Source organism: Rahnella victoriana, from assembly GCF_021276285.1.
Taxonomy (GTDB): domain Bacteria; phylum Pseudomonadota; class Gammaproteobacteria; order Enterobacterales; family Enterobacteriaceae; genus Rahnella; species Rahnella victoriana.
The window spans coordinates 991,605-1,008,854 of the sequence record NZ_CP089919.1 but is presented as its reverse complement, the minus strand read 5'-3'; the positions used below and the strand labels follow the sequence as shown (position 1 = coordinate 1,008,854).

Genomic DNA, 17,250 nt, shown 5'->3' with positions numbered 1-17,250 from the left:
AACACACCGAAATCGCCTCGTTTATTTTGTCGTCAAACGGGTATGAGATTGCTGCTATGTCATTGAGACTGAGTAAGAATGACTTCTTCCTGACCGGAATGAATTCGGTGGTGGTGGCCGAACGCCATCCCCAGGCGGATTTCCCCAGCCATGACCACGATTTCGATGAACTGGTCATCGTCTGGCGTGGAAATGGTCTGCATATCTGGAACGATATCCCTTATCCCATCACCTGCGGTGATCTGTTTTATATTAACGCCCGGGACCGGCACAGCTATGAGTCAGTAAATGAACTGGCGCTGGATAATGTGCTGTTCTGCCGTGAGCGTTTCGGGCTGGCGGCCGACTGGTCACAACTGTTGCCGGAGGAGAACGCCAGTCAGGAACAGCGATACTGGCGGCTTAGCACGCTCGGGATGTCGGTTTTGCGCGATAAAGTCGATGAGCTGGCGAAAGAGTGTATGAAGTCTGAGCCGCTGTCGGTGCAGCTGAGTGAAGCCCTGCTGATGCAACTGGCGTTGTTGTTGCTGCGTTTTCGTCACCGGCCGGACAGCGGCGCGTTGCCGGATGCCCATCAGCTGGATTTATTGCTGATGGCATTGCGGGCTAACGTCGCCGAAAATTTCCATCTTGAGACATTTTGTCAGCAACATCAGCTGAATCCGCGTGCGTTGCGTGCGTTGTTCAAACAGCATACCGGCATGAGCGTAACGCATTACTTGCGTCAGCTGAGGTTGTGCCGGGCGATGAGTTTGCTGCGTTACGGCAACATGACGATCAGTGATGTGGCGGCGGAATGCGGATTTGATGACAGTAATTATTTCTCTGTGGTGTTCAGCCGCGCCTGCGGGGTTTCACCGCGTGACTACCGCCAGCGTTTCGTGGGGCAGTCAGGAAAGATGTCTCCGCTGAACTCACCGGTGATGACGGCAGAATAAGTTCTGCCGTCAGGTGAAAAGGGGTTAACGCCGCGCTTACAGCGCCATGCCCATCCCCACGATGTTGGCCGCCAGAATAATCACCAGCGCGCCGATACACAGAACGCGCACCGGTTTCCTGCCCACGCCAATCCATTCCTTGAGCACCAGTCCGACGATACCGCCGCACAGTACGTAGAAACTCATGTGCAGCATCCAGCTCATGTAATCATATTCTGCCGGAATGCTGGCGTGTCCCCAGGCGTAGAAGAAGAATTGCAGATACCACATGACGCCGCCAATAATGGAAAAGATCGCATTGGTGAGCAGCAGTGATTTTGCCACCGACATATCGGCGCGGAACGAGATCGTTTTACGGGTTGCCAGACGGATGATACAGAAACCCAGGTTAACGATGGCGCCGCCGCCCATGATGATCACATAACTTGGCAATGCGACGTAAAGCGGGTCGATACCCAGCTCACGCGCGGTTTCGTGCATCGGCACGGCGGCACTCATGGCGAATGACATCCCGGCGGAGAAAATCCCGCACATCACGGCCAGAACCAGCCCTTTGCGCAGGTTGAACTCTTCGGCTTTAATCCCCAGCGCTTTCTCTTTCAGGAAACCCGCGTAGCTGACAATCGCCACGCCGATAACGGCAACAAATACCCCCAGCAGCGTAAGCTGACCGCCCGCAGTGCCGAACAGCATGCCAATTTTGCCCTGCAGGACAGGTGTCATCAGCGTGCCGATAATCAGCGTGATACCGATCGCGATGCCAATCCCCATCGACATGCCGAGATAGCGCATGGTCAGGCCATAGTTGATGTTACCGATGCCCCACATGGCGCCAAACAGAAATACAGGCAGCAGGGTCGCGAGGCTGAATGAGCCGTAATAGGCCCAGAAATCAGGCAGTAAAATGTAGCTGACGGTCCAGGGCAAAATGATCCACGAAAAGAAGCCGCCGAGCGACCACATGGTTTCCCATGACCAGTGTTTGACTTGTTTAAAGGGCGCGTAGAAGCAAGCTGCGCTGGCTGCTCCTATCAGATGCCAGATGATCCCTAACACTATCGAATTGTTCATACACTAAGCCTTTTATATTTGTAGGGTGGTGAGATAAGCAAATACGCTGCGGTTAACTGATCCTTCAGAAATCGGGGCAGCGGGTGGCCGGTAGTGTAAGAAGTGCCCAGTCAGGCAGCCTTCCAGTCAGTGCCACTGTGAAAAGCGTGCTGGCACTCGCCGGAAGGTATACATGAGTCAGTTCACAAATTCAGTAACGCAGGGGATAATCACGTAAAAACAAGAAGCTAGCCCATAAGGACAGGGCCGGGGAGACGCTCAAAATGGATGGCGGAGACGCGGACAGAGAAGGGGCTAGGAATTTTATTATCCGATATTATTTCCGGCAAGGTTTGGCAGCATTATGGATTATTTACGCAGGAAGAATACGCGCGAAGTAACATGTCCGGGTAACATTTAATAAAGGAAACAAGCCTGTTTACTTTCAGCCAGATTGATTAATCTGGCTGAAAGTTGAATGGTTATGCAGAAATAATGAATGGCGGGCTTCAGTTAAGAATATCATTGCAATGAGACATCGCCAGCAGAAAAATGAATAACATTAAACGTGGTGTTATTAATGTTACGGGTAAACTCCCCTCAGGCTAATTTTTCTTCGATGATTTCCTGCCTCTCCCGCTGTTCTTCCCAGGCATAGAATATTTTATTCCTGCCACTGTTCTTTGCTTTATACAGTGAAGCATCGGCACTGCCTAACGCCTGAATAAAATCGCCTTCTTCCAGTGCGGCAAGCCCCGCGCTGACTGTGACATGTGTGGAGACTTCGGCATTAAATAAATGCGGGATATTCAGCCCCAGTACTTTATTCTGGATACGTTCAGCCATACGGACGGCGTGTTCCTGTTTGACGTTGGACATCAGCACCAGAAACTCCTCTCCGCCGTAGCGCACCACCACATCCCGCGAACGTACCGCATCGCGGATAGCCGCAGAGACACGCACCAGCGCCTGATCGCCCATACTGTGGCCGTAGTTATCGTTATAGGCTTTGAAATGGTCGATATCAAGCAGCATGACATAATGGCCAGATGCCTGACTGAACAGGGTTTCCAGCTTATTTTGCAGGCCGCGACGGTTGTACAATCCGGTCAGGGGATCCAGCATGCTCAGATCGCTGAATTTCTCCCGTTCGCTGTAAAGATTCGAGACCATTCTGCGGGTAAATTCATCGCTGCGTTTGAGCATCAGATGGTGCAGCCACAGCCCGATAAGCGGTAATGACACGGTAAACACGATGCGTCCGACGTGTTGAAAATCGTCCAAAAAGATGACGCAAAGAGTAGAAGGTACTGCGTGAAGGCAAAAAGCCAGAAAATTATCTGACAAAGCGATGGCACTGATAAAGAATATACTGAGTAAACTCACCAGCAGGTAATTCTTATCCAGATGGCCAATTTGTTCGAAACGTAATGCAATTTGCCACGCCCATAACAGGCCGACCATCACGGAACACATATTCAGATGGGCAGAGTAATTTTTCTTACTGAAAAAAGAAAATATTAACCCGGCAAAGCAAAGTCCAAAGATCAGTACCAGCGGAAGGGGAGTTGATGCCGCGTTCTCTGGTGGGTAAACCATACTAAATAGGGCAGTGGCACTATTTAAAAAAAAGAATAGCAACATCGCCAACCGATGTTTGCTTTTCAGCAGCTCATCATAGGAATGAGATATCATCAAATGTACTCTATTTATTGTGTGTTGTGCTGAATAGATAAAGTGTCTTATCGCCCTATACCGCGTGCTTATTCCATTAAGACAAGTTCCATGCAGGCAGGCTAATAGTACTAATCCGTAATTATTAGAATGCAATAAATATCGTTTTTATCGTCACTGTGTATTTATGGCTGTTTTATAATTTGATTTAACGGCATCAAAATTAGCACTTTTGTCGGCAGGTGTCACCCATACGAAGGACCCGCAAGCAAATAGGTGGTAAATGAGAAAAAATCCTATATGATATTAGTTCTCATTATCAACGTTTGGAGCAGGGTTATGATACCGGCAATTGTCATGGCATGTGGGATCTGGGCGGTTGTATGGATGCTGGGTAAGCGCCTGACCAGTGGCTGGGGCGTCTTGTTGCCTTGCGCCCTGATGCCTTTGCTGGCGCTGGCACATATGTCGCTGGATCAGCTGCGTGTGCTGGTCGTCGTCGCCATGCTGGTGACGCTGGGCATGTTGTTCCACCGCACGTTACGCCATTATATGCTGTTGCCTTCATTCATGGCACTGGCAGGGGGTCTGGCTGCGGTTACGTTGAATTTTAGTTTGTTGTAATACAAGGATATTTTTAGATGAAAAACAGAAAGCACAATAAATCGGCAGGGATTTTTTATTTTTTGAAACTGAAAGAAGTGTTGCAGGAAGGAAAACCGGAGGAACAGAATCATGTGGTGCGAAGAGAGGGACTTGAACCCTCACGTCCGTAAGAACACTAACACCTGAAGCTAGCGCGTCTACCAATTCCGCCACCTTCGCACAGATGATTTCTGCTTACTGCTCATTCGACTTATATCACCGGAGTGGTGCGAAGGGAGGGACTCGAACCCTCACATCCGTAAGGACACTAACACCTGAAGCTAGCGCGTCTACCAATTCCGCCACCATCGCGTACCGTGCCGTGCAATATAAATCTCGTGATTGTATTGGTGCGAAGGGAGGGACTCGAACCCTCACATCCAAAGGACACTAACACCTGAAGCTAGCGCGTCTACCAATTCCGCCACCATCGCGTTCCAATTGATTACTGCATTGATGCGTTCATAAGAATGTCATCAGTGAGTAACACAACCACGGAGGCGAATTCTAGAGATTTTCCCGGGTGCGTCAACAGTTATTTCCCCCATTGCGGACGTTTGATGTAAAAAACAGCATATTCCCGGTGAATGGTTCCCTGTGTCAGTGCGTCGTCAGGTTAATCGATGGTTTAATAAACGATTTTTCCGTTAACGCTGTCCTGTGCATGGGGCGGAACCGGCCCGGAAAACAACCGGATCAGCCAGTCCAGCAGCACGCGGATCCTCGGTGCCAGAAAACGTCCCGGCGGATACATGAGGTACAGCGGCATCGGCGGCGGCAGATGCTGATGTAACACTTCCACCAGACTTCCCTGTGCCAGTTCCTGCTCCATGGCCAGTTCTGAGGCCTGAATCAGGCCAAAGCCCGCTTTTGCGGCGGCGACATAGGCGTCTGCTCCGCTGACGGTAAGCGTGCGGGTGAGCGCCCGCTTTTCAACCTTGCCGTCAGTGACAAATTCCAGATGCGATTCTGTCCGCTGATGCGCGAAAAAATACCCTACAGCCTGATGTCCCGCGAGATCTTCCGGGGTCTGCGGCGTGCCAAATTTCGCTAAATAGTCCGGCGAGGCGCAGGTGATCTGCCTGAGATCGGCCAGATGGCGTGACTGCAAATTTTCATCTTCTGAAGGCCACGCGCGCAGCACGCAGTCTGCTCCCTGGTCCAGCAAATTGATGGCGTTGTCATTGGCGCTGATGCTCAGGGTAATCTGCGGATATTGCTGATAAAAATCCGGCAGCGCCGGGATCACCATCACGCGCGCCAGCGAATGCGGCATGTCGATCCTGACGGTGCCGGCGGGCTGATTTTTGTGATGGGCAAAAAGCGAGTCAGTTTCTTCCAGCGCCGCCAGCAATTGCAGGCAACGCTGGTAATAGATTTTACCTTCGTCAGTGATTTTGACCTGCCGCGTGGTGCGTAAAAACAGGCGGACGCCGAGCCGCTGCTCCAGCCCTTTCAGGGTGGTGCTGACTGTCGCACGGGGCAGATTAAGGTCTTCCGCTGCCCGGCTGAAACTTTCCAGCTCAGCGATACGAATGAAAATTTTCATCGCCTGAATGTGGTCCATAACCTTCCGCCGATTGTTTGTGATTTCTGAACAGTGTTGCACGTTTTCACTGATTTATCTTTCCCTGCATAACAACCAGACTTCATCACGTTACTTCTCCCTCACTGAGTCTTAAGGAAAAAACATGAAACAACGTCAGCTGGGTAAAAACGGTCCGTGGGTCTCTGCGCTTGGACTGGGTTGCATGGGCATGAGCGATTTCTACACCACCGGTCTTGATGAAAAAGAGTCACTGGCGACGCTGGAACGTGCGCTGGAACTGGGCGTCACCCTGCTGGATACCGCCGACGTCTACGGGCCGCATACCAACGAAGAGTTGCTCGGGCGCTTTCTCAAAGAACGCCGCAATCAGGTCTTTTTAGCCACTAAATTCGGTATCGTGCGGGATCCGGCAAATCCGCAGGCGCGCGGCACCAACGGTCATCCTGATTATGTGCGTCAATCCGTAGAAGGCAGCCTGAAGCGTCTGGGCACCGACGTTATCGATCTCTATTATCAGCACCGTCCGGATCCGACCGTGCCGGTCGAGGAGACCATGGGTGCGCTTGCGGATCTGGTGCGTGAAGGCAAGATCCGTTATATCGGGCTGAGTGAAGTGCCGGTGAGCATTCTGGAGCGGGCGCATAACGTGCATCCGGTTACGGCGCTGCAAACCGAATATTCGCTCTGGTCGCGGGATGTGGAAGCGGATATTTTACCGGCCTGCGAACGTCTGGGGATTGGTTTTGTGCCATACAGCCCGCTGGGTCGCGGTTTTCTGACCGGGCAAATCCGCTCAGTGGATGATCTTGATGCCGACGATTACCGTCGCGACAGCCCGCGTTTTCAGGGTGAAAATTTCGCGAAGAATCTGCAACTGGCGGAAAAAATCGGAGAACTGGCGCAGGAGAAAGGCGTGAAACCGTCGCAGCTTGCGCTGGCCTGGGTTTTATCGCGCGGTGACAACATGGTGCCGATCCCTGGCACCAAACGTCGTCATTATCTTGAGGAAAACATCGCCGCGCTTGATGTCTCCCTGAGTGAAGCCGAAATCGCGGCGATCGAAGCAGTCTTTCCTTTCCGCGTGGCAGCAGGGGATCGCTACAACGCAGAAATGATGCGTATCCTCAGTGTCTGAACAGGGTAAAACGGATTAACGTTTTTTCTTTTTCAGATCCCGTGGCGGACGTCCGCGTACGGCTTTGTACACCTTGAAACGGCCATTTTGTGCCAGCACTTCATGGCTGCCAAAGGTCTCATCGAGCAGAGCGGCGTACGGCAGGAAGGCGTTCGCCACAATACGCAGTTCGCCGCCAATGTTCAGATGGCTTACCGCACCGCGGATCAGTTGCTCCGCCGCCGTCAGGCTGGTTTGCAGCCCTTCGTGGAATGGCGGGTTGGAGATGATCATATCGAAACGACCGGCAATGTCAGAATAGACGTTGCTGGCGATCACTTCGCCCGGCAGGTCGTTCGCGGCCAGTGTCGCGCGGCTGGCTTCGATAGCAGCTGCGCTCACATCGCTCAGGGTGATTTTCATCTTCGGCGAATACATCGCCAGCACAGAGGCCAGCACGCCGGAACCGCAGGCGACATCCAGCACTTTGCCTTTCACCGGTTCTTCGAAGCTGTTGATCAGCAACAGGCTTCCGCTGTCCAGACCTTCACGGCTGAACACGCCCGGCAGGGTTTTGATGGTCACTTCTTCGACCATGTATTGATCCCACCAGCCATCAGCATCAAATTCAGGCTGTTTTTCCAGACGGCCATGATACAAACCGCAACGACGCGCGCTGTCGACTTTGCTCAGTTCACACAGACCTTCCAGCGTGGTTTCCGCACTGCGCACACCACTGCGGTTTTCACCAATGACAAACACATCGATGCCGACCGGCAGTTGGGACAGCAGGTTAAAAAGCTGGAATTTCGCTTCCAGTTTGCTCTTCGGCCAGTAATAAACCAGCACATCACACGGGGCGATGAATTCAGCATCCGCCACTAAACCAAACTGAACGTGCTCACCCAGCGGTTTGCTGAGCATTTGCCAGTGGTGATACATATTGGTGTGGACGCGGACTTCTTCGGCGTCGATTTCAGCGGGCAGGCTGTCTTGTAAGTCACCGGCGAACAGGACGCGGCGGCCTTCAAATTCTTCGCTATGGCGCAGTATGACTTCGCTGGCCGGAGTTAATGCAGACATCAGGATAAGGCTCCTCAGGGTTTGGCCCGCGATTATATACTCTTCGCCCCTGATTGAGTAATCGAGCTTTATTGGCGCATATCCGATGTGTTTGCTAGCATAGCCGGGCTTTTCGCATTTCAACGGGCAGGAAACAGGCATGGCATCCAGACGAGATACATTGTTACAGCAACTGGGGATTACTCAGTGGACGCTGCGCCGGCCTGCGGTATTACAGGGCGAAGTGGCGGTCAGCCTGCCCGCAGACACCAGACTGCTGATTGTGGCCGATGTGCCGCCTGCTGAAGATGATCCGCTGGTGAATGATGTCCTGCGCAGTCTGGCGTTAACCGGATCTCAGGTTTACCGCCTGACACCTGAACAGGTGACGATGTTGCCCGAAGAAACCCGCTGCAATATATGGCGACTCGGGCAGGGCGAACCGCTTACCCTGACCGGCCCGCAGTTATCCAGTCCGGCGTTGGCCGAACTTTATCAAGACGCCGGCGCCAAACGCGCGCTCTGGCAGCAGATCTGTGAAAATGAACAACATTTCTATCCTGACGCCCGCTGATCTCCCCCGTGCCTTCGTGATTGAACAGGCCAGCCATGCCTTTCCGTGGACTGAAAACACGCTGGCCAGCAATCAGGGCGAGCGCTATCTGAATCTCAAAATCATGCAAGGCGAAGTGATGGCCGGTTTTGCCATTACCCAAATCGTGCTCGACGAAGCCACACTGTTCAACATTGCTATCGATCCGGCGTTTCAGCGTCAGGGCTTAGGCCGCATATTGCTGGAAGAGGTGATACAACAGCTTGAGCAAAAAGATGTTTTCACCTTATGGCTGGAAGTCCGCGCCTCCAACGCCAAAGCCATCGCGCTCTATGAAAGCCTCGGCTTTAACGAACTCTCCATCCGCCGCAATTACTATCCCGCCGCACAAGGCCGCGAAGATGCCATCATGATGGCGCTGCCGCTGGGCTGATACTGTAACAACATCTCATTTACTGTAATTGATATTTTTTACATCCAATGAGTTGTATTCCAGCCTGATTACAATTAAAAAGGTGTAATTGTTTTTATTTACAGTTAAAGCGTTGTAATCAGCGTTATTTACAGCAAATTAGATGTAAAATCGCATTATTACAATTAATATGTTGTTGGGTGAACCTGAAAATAGCTAGTGTGTTGTAAGTGGTCTGTCAGGAGATAGCAAATGAGAACTCTCAAAGAATTGCCTGCCTTATTAAAACAAAAACGCCTGCAGCTGGGGCTGAGCCAACAAGATATGCGTATGAGAACGGGTATGACTCAGCAGCAATATCAGAAGATTGAAGCGGGCGCGGATCCCCGTCTTTCAACATTACTCAGGCTCCTGGAAGGCATGGAACTGGAGCTCATGCTGGTGCCGCGTCAGCGTGTACAAGAGATTAAAGAGCTGCTTGATTCGACAGTCAGCAGTTGTCATCGCCCATCTGAACGGGAATCAGAGAGTCTTAACAATGACTGGGATGACATCTTACGGGATCTAAAGGAGTAAACATGGAAAAGCGGGTGGAGTCAGTCGAGGCCTTGGCACTGTATCTTGATGAGCAGCGTGTAGGGGTTTTAGCGCATTATGCAGGCAGCCGCAATATACTGTCTTTTGCCCCGGAGTATCTCGAACTGCCCGTCAGTCAGCGTCCCGTGTTTACATTGACGCAAAAAGTGGGGGCAGAATATCTCAATAAGCCGCTTATCAGTTTTCACAAGCTTCCCCCCGTTCTTTCAAATTTGTTGTCAGAAGGCGCATTGCGGGAATGGATGGCGGTGACGCTAAAAGTCCATCATGACGATGAGTTCCCATTACTGGCCTATGCCGGTAACAACCTGCCAGGTGGGATAACCGCCGTGCCACTTAAGGGGGGCGAAATACCTGACTGGGCGCTGACTTCTCGTGGCGACAAACTTGAAGCCGTTCAAATTGATGTTTCGCATAGCGCAGACAAATTTTCTCTGGCAGGTGTCCAGATGAAGTTCTCTGCCTTACGACAAGATGACCGTTTCAACGTGAGTACGGATGTCGGGGGAGACAGTTGGATTATCAAAACTCCGTCAACGGCACATCGTGCAGTGCCTGAGAATGAATTTAGTGCGATGAAATTAGCGCAGGTAATCGGTGTCAACATCCCTGAGATTAAGCTTGTTGAGCTTCGAAATCTGGTCAATTTACCTGATATCCCTTTACCTGATGAGCCTTATGCTTACGCGATTCGTCGCTTTGACCGCACGGACGAAGGGCGTGTGCATACCGAGGATTTTGCACAGATTTTTCAGGTTTATGCGCGGAATAAATATAAGGGCTATAGCTACGACGATATTGGTCGTGCTCTTTACAGAGTGGGCGCGGGAGGAATCATCGATATTCAGCAAATGGCGCGCCGGATGCTGGCGAACATTTTAGTGGCGAATGGGGATGCCCATCTAAAAAACTGGACGGTGATCTACCCCAATCGAGTGGACGCTGTCCTTTCACCAGCCTATGACATTGTTTCTACCAAAACCTATGTTAAGAGGGAAGATGGTGTGGCTTTGAATATGGCAAAAGAAAAACGATGGGGTGTGATTAATATGCAGACCTTCGAGCGCTGGGCTGAAAGAATTGGTGTACCGTGGTCTGCCGTTGAAGTGCATCTTAATGAAGCCATTGAAATTGCACGTGAACGCTGGCCAGATTTGCTTACAGAGCTGCCGATGCTTGAAGAACATAAAATAGTTCTGCGAGAACACTGGGCCTCGTTGCCCACCGACTTCAGGCTTTGAGATTTTCCTGAACAGAGCACAAAAAAACCATTGATTGCCCATCCCGTCTAAATCAGTGAAAATAGCCGGCTATAACTTTTATTACCGCTTTGCCTGACGTCACCTTCTGACGTGATGTGAATACCGATGCAGGGCGGACCAACCGCAGAAACGTGAAAAACATGTCTCCAAGTGAATACGCCCTTGAAGTGGCCAAGCGCCGCACATTTGCCATCATCTCGCACCCCGATGCCGGTAAAACCACGATCACAGAAAAAGTCCTGTTATTCGGACAGGCCATTCAGACCGCCGGTACCGTAAAAGGCCGTGGCTCCAGCCATCACGCCAAATCTGACTGGATGGAAATGGAAAAACAACGTGGTATCTCCATCACCACGTCTGTGATGCAGTTCCCGTACAAACAGTGTCTGGTCAACCTGCTCGACACCCCGGGGCACGAAGACTTCTCCGAAGATACCTATCGTACCCTGACCGCCGTCGACTGCTGTCTGATGGTGATCGACGCCGCAAAAGGCGTGGAAGATCGTACCCGTAAGCTGATGGAAGTCACCCGTCTGCGCGATACGCCGATCCTGACGTTCATGAACAAACTTGACCGTGACATCCGCGATCCGATGGAAGTGATGGACGAGGTAGAACGCGAGCTGAAAATCGCCTGTTCGCCGATTACCTGGCCGATCGGCTGCGGTAAATTGTTCAAAGGGGTATATCACCTCTATAAAGACGAAGTGTATCTGTATCAGACCGGTAAAGGTCACACGATTCAGGAAGTGCGTGTCGTTAAAGGTCTGGATAATCCTGAACTGGATGCGGCGGTGGGTGACGATCTGGCTGCGCAGCTGCGTGATGAGCTGGAACTGGTACAGGGCGCATCCCATGAATTTGATCACGAAGCTTTCCTGCAGGGCGAACTGACACCGGTGTTCTTCGGTACGGCACTCGGTAACTTTGGTGTCGATCATATGCTGGATGGTCTGGTGGAATGGGCGCCTGCGCCGATGCCGCGTAAAACTGACGTGCGCGAAGTGAAAGCCGATGACGAGAAATTCACCGGTTTCGTGTTCAAAATTCAGGCCAATATGGATCCGAAACACCGTGACCGCGTGGCATTTATGCGCGTGGTGTCCGGTAAATATGAAAAAGGCATGAAGCTGCGTCAGGTGCGTACCGGTAAAGACGTTGTCATTTCCGACGCGCTGACCTTTATGGCCGGTGACCGTTCGCACGTTGAAGAAGCGTACCCGGGCGACATCATTGGTCTGCATAACCACGGAACGATCCAGATTGGCGACACCTTTACTCAGGGTGAAAACATGAAGTTCACCGGCATCCCTAACTTCGCCCCTGAACTGTTCCGTCGTATTCGTCTGCGTGACCCGCTGAAACAGAAACAGTTGCTGAAAGGTCTGGTACAGCTTTCTGAAGAGGGCGCGGTGCAGGTGTTCCGTCCGATCTCTAACAACGATTTAATCGTCGGTGCGGTCGGTGTGCTGCAGTTTGAAGTGGTTGTGGCACGTCTGAAAAGCGAATACAACGTGGAAGCGATTTACGAATCCGTGAATGTCTCGACGGCGCGCTGGGTAGAATGCAGCGACGTGAAGAAATTCGAAGAATTCAAACGCAAAAACGAAACCAACCTCGCGCTGGATGGCGGCGATAACCTGGCGTACATCGCGCCAACTATGGTGAACCTGAATCTGGCTTCAGAGCGTTATCCGGAAGTGAAATTCCGCAAAACCCGCGAGCATTAATCGGTTCCCGTTTCAAAAAAGGCGACATGACTGTCGCCTTTTTTATTGCCGCTTAATAAGCTATTAAATAAATATATATTAAATAGCGTATCAGGCCTTCTGTTTCATTACTTCTTTGTATGTATTTTTTGATGGAAATACGCTCAGCTTATTAAATATACTTAATTGTATTTATTAGTGCTGTTCGTTATTTTTAGGTTGGCTTGTTTCTTAAAACCTATGTCATTATACGCGGGCCACAAATCACTTCATATTTATTCAATATACATCGCAATGAAGTCATGCTTTGTATTTATGAATTAATAAAAAATAGTCTTAATCCACCATAGTTTCAAATAGGTTTTCTCGTGAAACATATATGTATTCTATGAATATCCCGCCGTGGCAATGATATATATATAAGGAATGTAAGTTATGAAAATGAATAAAATCACACAGATGTTGTGTGTTGCCGGTCTGACGATGGCCTCGGCCAGCGCGTTTGCGCTGGAAGCGTGGAACGGACAGGAAGGCGGCGACACCTATGAAGTCATCTTCGACGGCAGTGTTTACTCCAACGCCTGGTGGGTCGGTGCGACCAATTGCCCGGGCACGGCTGAACAAGATCAGGGTGCCAATCCGTGGCGTAAAGTGCGCGACGCCTCAGCGACGGAAATGAGCCAATATGGCAATCCGACCGTTTGTGAAATCGCCGGTGATGGCACTCAGAACCATTATGTCGATTACGACAGTAGCCGTGATTATTTAGCCGGTGATATTGTTCTGGCGAATGGAATGACCTACAAAACCGCCAAAGCCACCCCTGCACACAGTTTCGCCCCTGCAGAAAATAACCCGTGGGTCGTTTATGCGCCGCCGCCGGTCTGGAGCAGCAGCACCACATATAATCAGGGTGATAAAGTCCAGAAAAATGGCGTTATGTACGAAGCGCTGTTCTATACCATTAATAATGACCCTTCACTGGCGGAAAATCAGAATCCTGAAGGCAATAATGGTCACCCGTGGAAACCATTAGGTCCGGTGCAATCTTATTCTCAGGATCAAATTGATCATGCTCCGGCATTAGATCTCAATACATTGTATCCAGCTAATTCATTAGTGAAATATAACGGTAAGAATTATCAGTCTTCTGTAATGGTTCAGAAAGTGAAACCTGATGATGTGACACCGTGGGCTGTTTATATGGACTGGAGCGGTACCAAAGAACGTGTGGGTACTCCGAAGAATCCATGGCCAAAACAGTTCTATGCGCCTTATGTCGATTTCACCTTAAACATGCAGCCTGATCTGGTGGGTCTGGCGAAAAACCAGAACGTTAACCATTTCACCATGGCCTTTATGGTCGCTAAAGATGCTAACACCTGTGTGCCAACATGGGGCACCGCTTACAGCGTGACCAACTACGCACAGTACAGCAAAATCAAAGCATTGCGTGAAGCGGGCGGCGACATCATGGTTTCCATCGGCGGCGCCAACAACGCACCGCTGGCTGCGGCCTGCCATAACGTGAATGATCTGGCACAGCATTATTATGACATCGTCGAAAACCTGAACCTGCAGGTGCTTGATTTTGATATCGAAGGCAACTGGCTGGCGGATAAAGAATCCATCCAGCGCCGTAATGCCGCGGTCAAAGTCGTGCAGGATCGCTGGGCAGCGGAAGGCCGTCACATCGGTGTCTGGTATACCCTGCCTGTTCTGCCAACCGGCCTGACCCATGAAGGCATGGAAGTATTGCAGGATGCCAAAGATCAGGGCGTGGTGCTGACCGGCGTCAACGTGATGGCGATGGACTACGGCAACGTTCAGTGCCAGTCCGCCAATACCGAAGGCCAGAACATCCACGGTAAATGTGCGACTTCCGCCATCGACAATCTGTTTGCTCAGGTGAAAGGTTTATACCCTGAGAAGAGCGCGGCACAGGTTTACGCCATGCTGGGGACGACCCCGATGATTGGCTATAACGACGTACAGGGCGAGGTGTTCTATCTCTCTGATGCCCGTCTGGTTTACCAGCAGGCGAAAGATTATGGCCTGGGTATGATCGGTGCCTGGTCTATGGCCCGCGATCAGCCGGGTGTGTCCGGACAAGTCTCCGCTGAACACAGCGGCATGACCCCTGAACAGGCGCCGCTCTATGCTTACAGCCAGATCTTTGCGCCAATCACCAGCGGTTCAGCGGCACCGGTTGCCACCAATACTCCGCCGGTTGCGAATGCGGGTATGGCACAACAGGTTAACGGCACCGGTGTGATCACTTTGGACGGCTCTGCCAGCACCGATAAAGAAGGCGACAGCCTGACGTATCAGTGGAAGCAGATTTCCGGCCCGGCAGTGACACTGCAAAACAGCAACTCTGCGAAAGCGACCTTCAGCGTAGCGCAGCCTGTGACCAATGCGGTTTACACCTTCTCGCTGACCGTGAGCGACAGCGAAGGCAGCACCACAGCACAAACCAGCGTGAATGTGATTGATGCGTCCAAACCAGTTGCACCGTCCATCTCCATCGAGCCGTCTTATACCGTGAATGCGGGCGAATCGCTGACACTGACTGCCAAAGTGACCGATCCGGATACGCTGGCTGCGGATCTGCATTATCAGTGGGCGAACCCGGCCGGGCTGCCTGTCGCACCGGTTCAGGGTGCAGCATCCAACACGGAAGTGATCACGGCTCCGCAAGTGACCGCAGATACACGCTTCACTGTTGACGTAACCGTCACCGATAACACCGGTTTAACGGATACCGCGACCACCACCATTCTGGTGAAAGCCAAAGCGGCGGCCACTGGTTACGACTATGTTTATCCGCAAAGCAGTGAGAAATATGTTGCGGGTACCAAAGTCCTGGGCAGCGATGGCAGCATCTATCAGTGCAAACCGTTCCCATACTCTGGCTGGTGTGGTCAGGCTTCCTGGGCTTATGCGCCAGCGACCGGGACTAACTGGCAGGATGCGTGGGATAAGCAGTAACCTGAAAACAAAGTCTGATTTTTAAAGCAAATTTCTGACGCAATAATGTCAAATGGCTCCTTTTACAGGAGCCATTTTTTTATCTGACGTGTGTCAGTCTCCAGATATTTCTTATCACTATGCCGATATTTTGTGCAGATTTAGGGGGAAACCTTCGGACTTGTCTGCATTAGGGTTCCTATTCGACGATCTTCCTACACTTTTGATCAATCTTGACTATATTAAATGTGTGTTCCGGAAACGGTGGCTTAAAGCACTGCTTTGAAGTCACCATGCAGAGAGTTATATCGTGTGGCAATTAAAAGCCAGAAGAAAACAACGCACTCTGCTACAACGGAAGTAAAAACAGCAGCAATACAATTTGTTAGAAGGCGTCACCAAGAATGTGACGTACAGGGCCGCAATTCAGGCTCATAAACTGAAAGGAAGAAATCGATGAAAAACTCTAAATTTGCCTATTCCATGATGGCCGTTGTTCTGGGTACCGCGCTGATGAGCGGTAGTGCATTAGCAGCCAGCACAACGGATAGCGCAGGTGCAAAAATCGATAGTTCCATGAAGAAAGTTGATAACTACATGGGCGACAGCGCCATCACAGCAAAAGTGAAAAGTGCTTTGGTGGACGATAAAGCCATCAAAAGCAGCGACATTTCTGTCACGACCAATGCCGGCATTGTTACGCTGAGCGGTTTTGTCGGTTCGCAGGCTGAAGCCGAACAGGCTGTTGCCGCAGCCACCAAAGTTGAAGGTGTGAAATCTGTCAGTGACAAACTGCACACCAAAGACAGCAAGGATCAGAGCGTCAAAGGCTACGCCGGTGACAGCGCGACCACCGCGTCTGTAAAAGCGAAACTGCTGGCGGATGACATCGTCCCTTCACGTAACGTGAAAGTGGAAACCACTGACGGTGTGGTACAGCTCTCCGGCGCAGTGAAAGATCAGGCACAGTCTGATCGTGCCGAAAGCGTAGCGAAAACCGTTGATGGCGTGAAAAGCGTTAAAAACGACCTGAAAGTCGCACCGTAACGGCTCGTTGAACGACCCGGCGCCCTCCCACGGGCAGGGCGCCACATCTTTTGAATAATGCATAAAAATATTTGTGTTGCCCGCTCTCTGTTTGGGACAGACAACATTTGCCTGAAGTTCGAAAAATATCGTGACGGAAGCTCTAACACTTTCATTTTTCGACTACCTTTATTAAGTAGGCTGTTTTTTAGTTCCCGGCGTACTGCCGGTTAATAAAGTGTCATCAGGCCTCTGTTGAGAATGAATCAGGCCCGAAGCGGGGCACCACCTTTTAAACTGGCAAAGTGAAAATAGGGTAAAGGAGAAGCTTATGTTTCGTTGGGGCATTATCTTTCTAATCATCGCGTTGATCGCGGCGGCTCTTGGTTTCGGTGGTTTGGCGGGTACAGCTGCCTGGGCTGCAAAAATCGTATTCGTAGTGGGTATCATCCTGTTCCTGGTCAGCCTGTTTACCGGTCGTAAACGACTCTGACGCATTAACCTGTGATGCCAGACTGCAGTAAATAATGACATCGCCCCCTTCACTGAAGGGGGCGATTTTTTTGTGCCTGTGGCACGCATCCCGTTAACAGGACGTAACGATTTTATCGCCCGATTTTGGCAAGAAATTCACCCAAGCCGGTAAGACGAGGTATGCTCAGAAATGAAGGCCAACTGAATAAGGCCAT

The 17,250-nt window shown here is 51.0% G+C and carries 16 protein-coding genes and 3 tRNA genes; 12 read left to right on the top strand and 7 right to left on the bottom strand.

Annotated features, from left to right (window positions below; genetic code table 11):
* The first annotated feature begins 56 nt into the window (after positions 1-56).
* Positions 57-938, top strand: coding sequence for an HTH-type transcriptional activator RhaR (rhaR, locus tag J9880_RS04715; RefSeq protein ID WP_131693396.1), 882 nt, complete (start codon positions 57-59; stop codon positions 936-938).
* 36 nt (positions 939-974) lie between these two features.
* Here rhaR and rhaT read toward each other — a convergent pair whose 3' ends face one another.
* Entirely contained in the window at positions 975-2,009 is a 1,035-nt protein-coding gene (gene rhaT / locus J9880_RS04710; RefSeq protein WP_232770144.1) for an L-rhamnose/proton symporter RhaT, read from the bottom strand.
* 579 nt (positions 2,010-2,588) lie between these two features.
* Positions 2,589-3,683: a GGDEF domain-containing protein gene (locus J9880_RS04705; protein ID WP_119822484.1), complete on the bottom strand. Its 1,095-nt coding sequence runs from the start codon at positions 3,681-3,683 to the stop codon at positions 2,589-2,591.
* Between the two features lie 318 nt (positions 3,684-4,001).
* Between J9880_RS04705 and J9880_RS04700 the strand changes: the two genes are divergently transcribed.
* Both J9880_RS04700 and J9880_RS25070 read left to right on the top strand, forming a co-directional pair.
* On the top strand, positions 4,002-4,286 hold the full coding sequence (locus tag J9880_RS04700) for a DUF1435 domain-containing protein (RefSeq protein ID WP_095924559.1): 285 nt from the start codon (positions 4,002-4,004) through the stop codon (positions 4,284-4,286).
* 17 nt (positions 4,287-4,303) lie between these two features.
* Positions 4,304-4,438, top strand: a complete 135-nt coding sequence (locus tag J9880_RS25070; RefSeq protein ID WP_267890972.1) for a hypothetical protein — start codon at positions 4,304-4,306, stop codon at positions 4,436-4,438.
* Here J9880_RS25070 and J9880_RS04695 read toward each other — a convergent pair.
* From J9880_RS04695 to J9880_RS04680, 4 genes are all read right to left on the bottom strand, one after another.
* Positions 4,401-4,487: transfer RNA gene (locus J9880_RS04695), tRNA-Leu, on the bottom strand. The genes J9880_RS25070 and J9880_RS04695 overlap by 38 nt on opposite strands.
* A 45-nt stretch (positions 4,488-4,532) precedes the next feature.
* A tRNA-Leu gene (locus J9880_RS04690) sits at positions 4,533-4,619 on the bottom strand.
* Between the two features lie 36 nt (positions 4,620-4,655).
* A tRNA-Leu gene (locus J9880_RS04685) sits at positions 4,656-4,741 on the bottom strand.
* A 194-nt stretch (positions 4,742-4,935) separates the two neighbouring features.
* Positions 4,936-5,874: a LysR family transcriptional regulator gene (locus tag J9880_RS04680; RefSeq protein ID WP_232770143.1), complete on the bottom strand. Its 939-nt coding sequence runs from the start codon at positions 5,872-5,874 to the stop codon at positions 4,936-4,938.
* Positions 5,875-5,998: 124 nt separating this feature from the next.
* Between J9880_RS04680 and J9880_RS04675 the strand changes: the two genes are divergently transcribed.
* Positions 5,999-6,991, top strand: a complete 993-nt coding sequence (locus J9880_RS04675; RefSeq protein ID WP_232770142.1) for an aldo/keto reductase — start codon at positions 5,999-6,001, stop codon at positions 6,989-6,991.
* A gap of 15 nt (positions 6,992-7,006) precedes the next feature.
* Here the strand turns inward: J9880_RS04675 and rsmC are convergent, their stop codons facing one another.
* Positions 7,007-8,053 carry a 16S rRNA (guanine(1207)-N(2))-methyltransferase RsmC gene (gene rsmC, locus J9880_RS04670; protein WP_095924562.1) on the bottom strand — a complete coding sequence of 349 codons (1,047 nt, stop codon included), beginning with the start codon at positions 8,051-8,053 and terminating at the stop codon, positions 7,007-7,009.
* 139 nt (positions 8,054-8,192) lie between these two features.
* Here rsmC and J9880_RS04665 point away from each other — a divergent pair, with 139 nt between their 5' ends.
* The 8 genes from J9880_RS04665 (at position 8,193) to J9880_RS04625 (ending at position 17,054) form a co-directional block, all read left to right on the top strand.
* Positions 8,193-8,606 (top strand): DNA polymerase III subunit psi, encoded by a 414-nt coding sequence (locus tag J9880_RS04665; RefSeq protein ID WP_131693391.1) that lies wholly within the window; start codon positions 8,193-8,195, stop codon positions 8,604-8,606.
* On the top strand, positions 8,575-9,018 hold the full coding sequence (gene rimI, locus J9880_RS04660; protein WP_095924564.1) for a ribosomal protein S18-alanine N-acetyltransferase: 444 nt from the start codon (positions 8,575-8,577) through the stop codon (positions 9,016-9,018). Before J9880_RS04665 ends, rimI begins: the two co-directional genes overlap by 32 nt.
* A gap of 231 nt (positions 9,019-9,249) precedes the next feature.
* On the top strand, positions 9,250-9,573 hold the full coding sequence (locus J9880_RS04655) for a helix-turn-helix domain-containing protein (RefSeq protein ID WP_095924565.1): 324 nt from the start codon (positions 9,250-9,252) through the stop codon (positions 9,571-9,573).
* Positions 9,574-9,575: 2 nt separating this feature from the next.
* The gene (locus J9880_RS04650) at positions 9,576-10,835 is read left to right on the top strand and encodes a type II toxin-antitoxin system HipA family toxin (protein ID WP_232770141.1); all 1,260 of its coding nucleotides are present in this window, start codon (positions 9,576-9,578) and stop codon (positions 10,833-10,835) included.
* A gap of 161 nt (positions 10,836-10,996) precedes the next feature.
* Positions 10,997-12,586 (top strand): peptide chain release factor 3, encoded by a 1,590-nt coding sequence (gene prfC / locus J9880_RS04645; RefSeq protein WP_095924567.1) that lies wholly within the window; start codon positions 10,997-10,999, stop codon positions 12,584-12,586.
* Between the two features lie 414 nt (positions 12,587-13,000).
* On the top strand, positions 13,001-15,556 hold the full coding sequence (locus tag J9880_RS25065) for a PKD domain-containing protein (RefSeq protein WP_133823209.1): 2,556 nt from the start codon (positions 13,001-13,003) through the stop codon (positions 15,554-15,556).
* Positions 15,557-15,991: 435 nt separating this feature from the next.
* The gene (osmY, locus tag J9880_RS04630; protein ID WP_095924569.1) at positions 15,992-16,582 is read left to right on the top strand and encodes a molecular chaperone OsmY; all 591 of its coding nucleotides are present in this window, start codon (positions 15,992-15,994) and stop codon (positions 16,580-16,582) included.
* A 310-nt stretch (positions 16,583-16,892) separates the two neighbouring features.
* Positions 16,893-17,054 (top strand): DUF1328 domain-containing protein, encoded by a 162-nt coding sequence (locus J9880_RS04625; RefSeq protein WP_013577105.1) that lies wholly within the window; start codon positions 16,893-16,895, stop codon positions 17,052-17,054.
* Positions 17,055-17,250 lie beyond the last annotated feature (196 nt).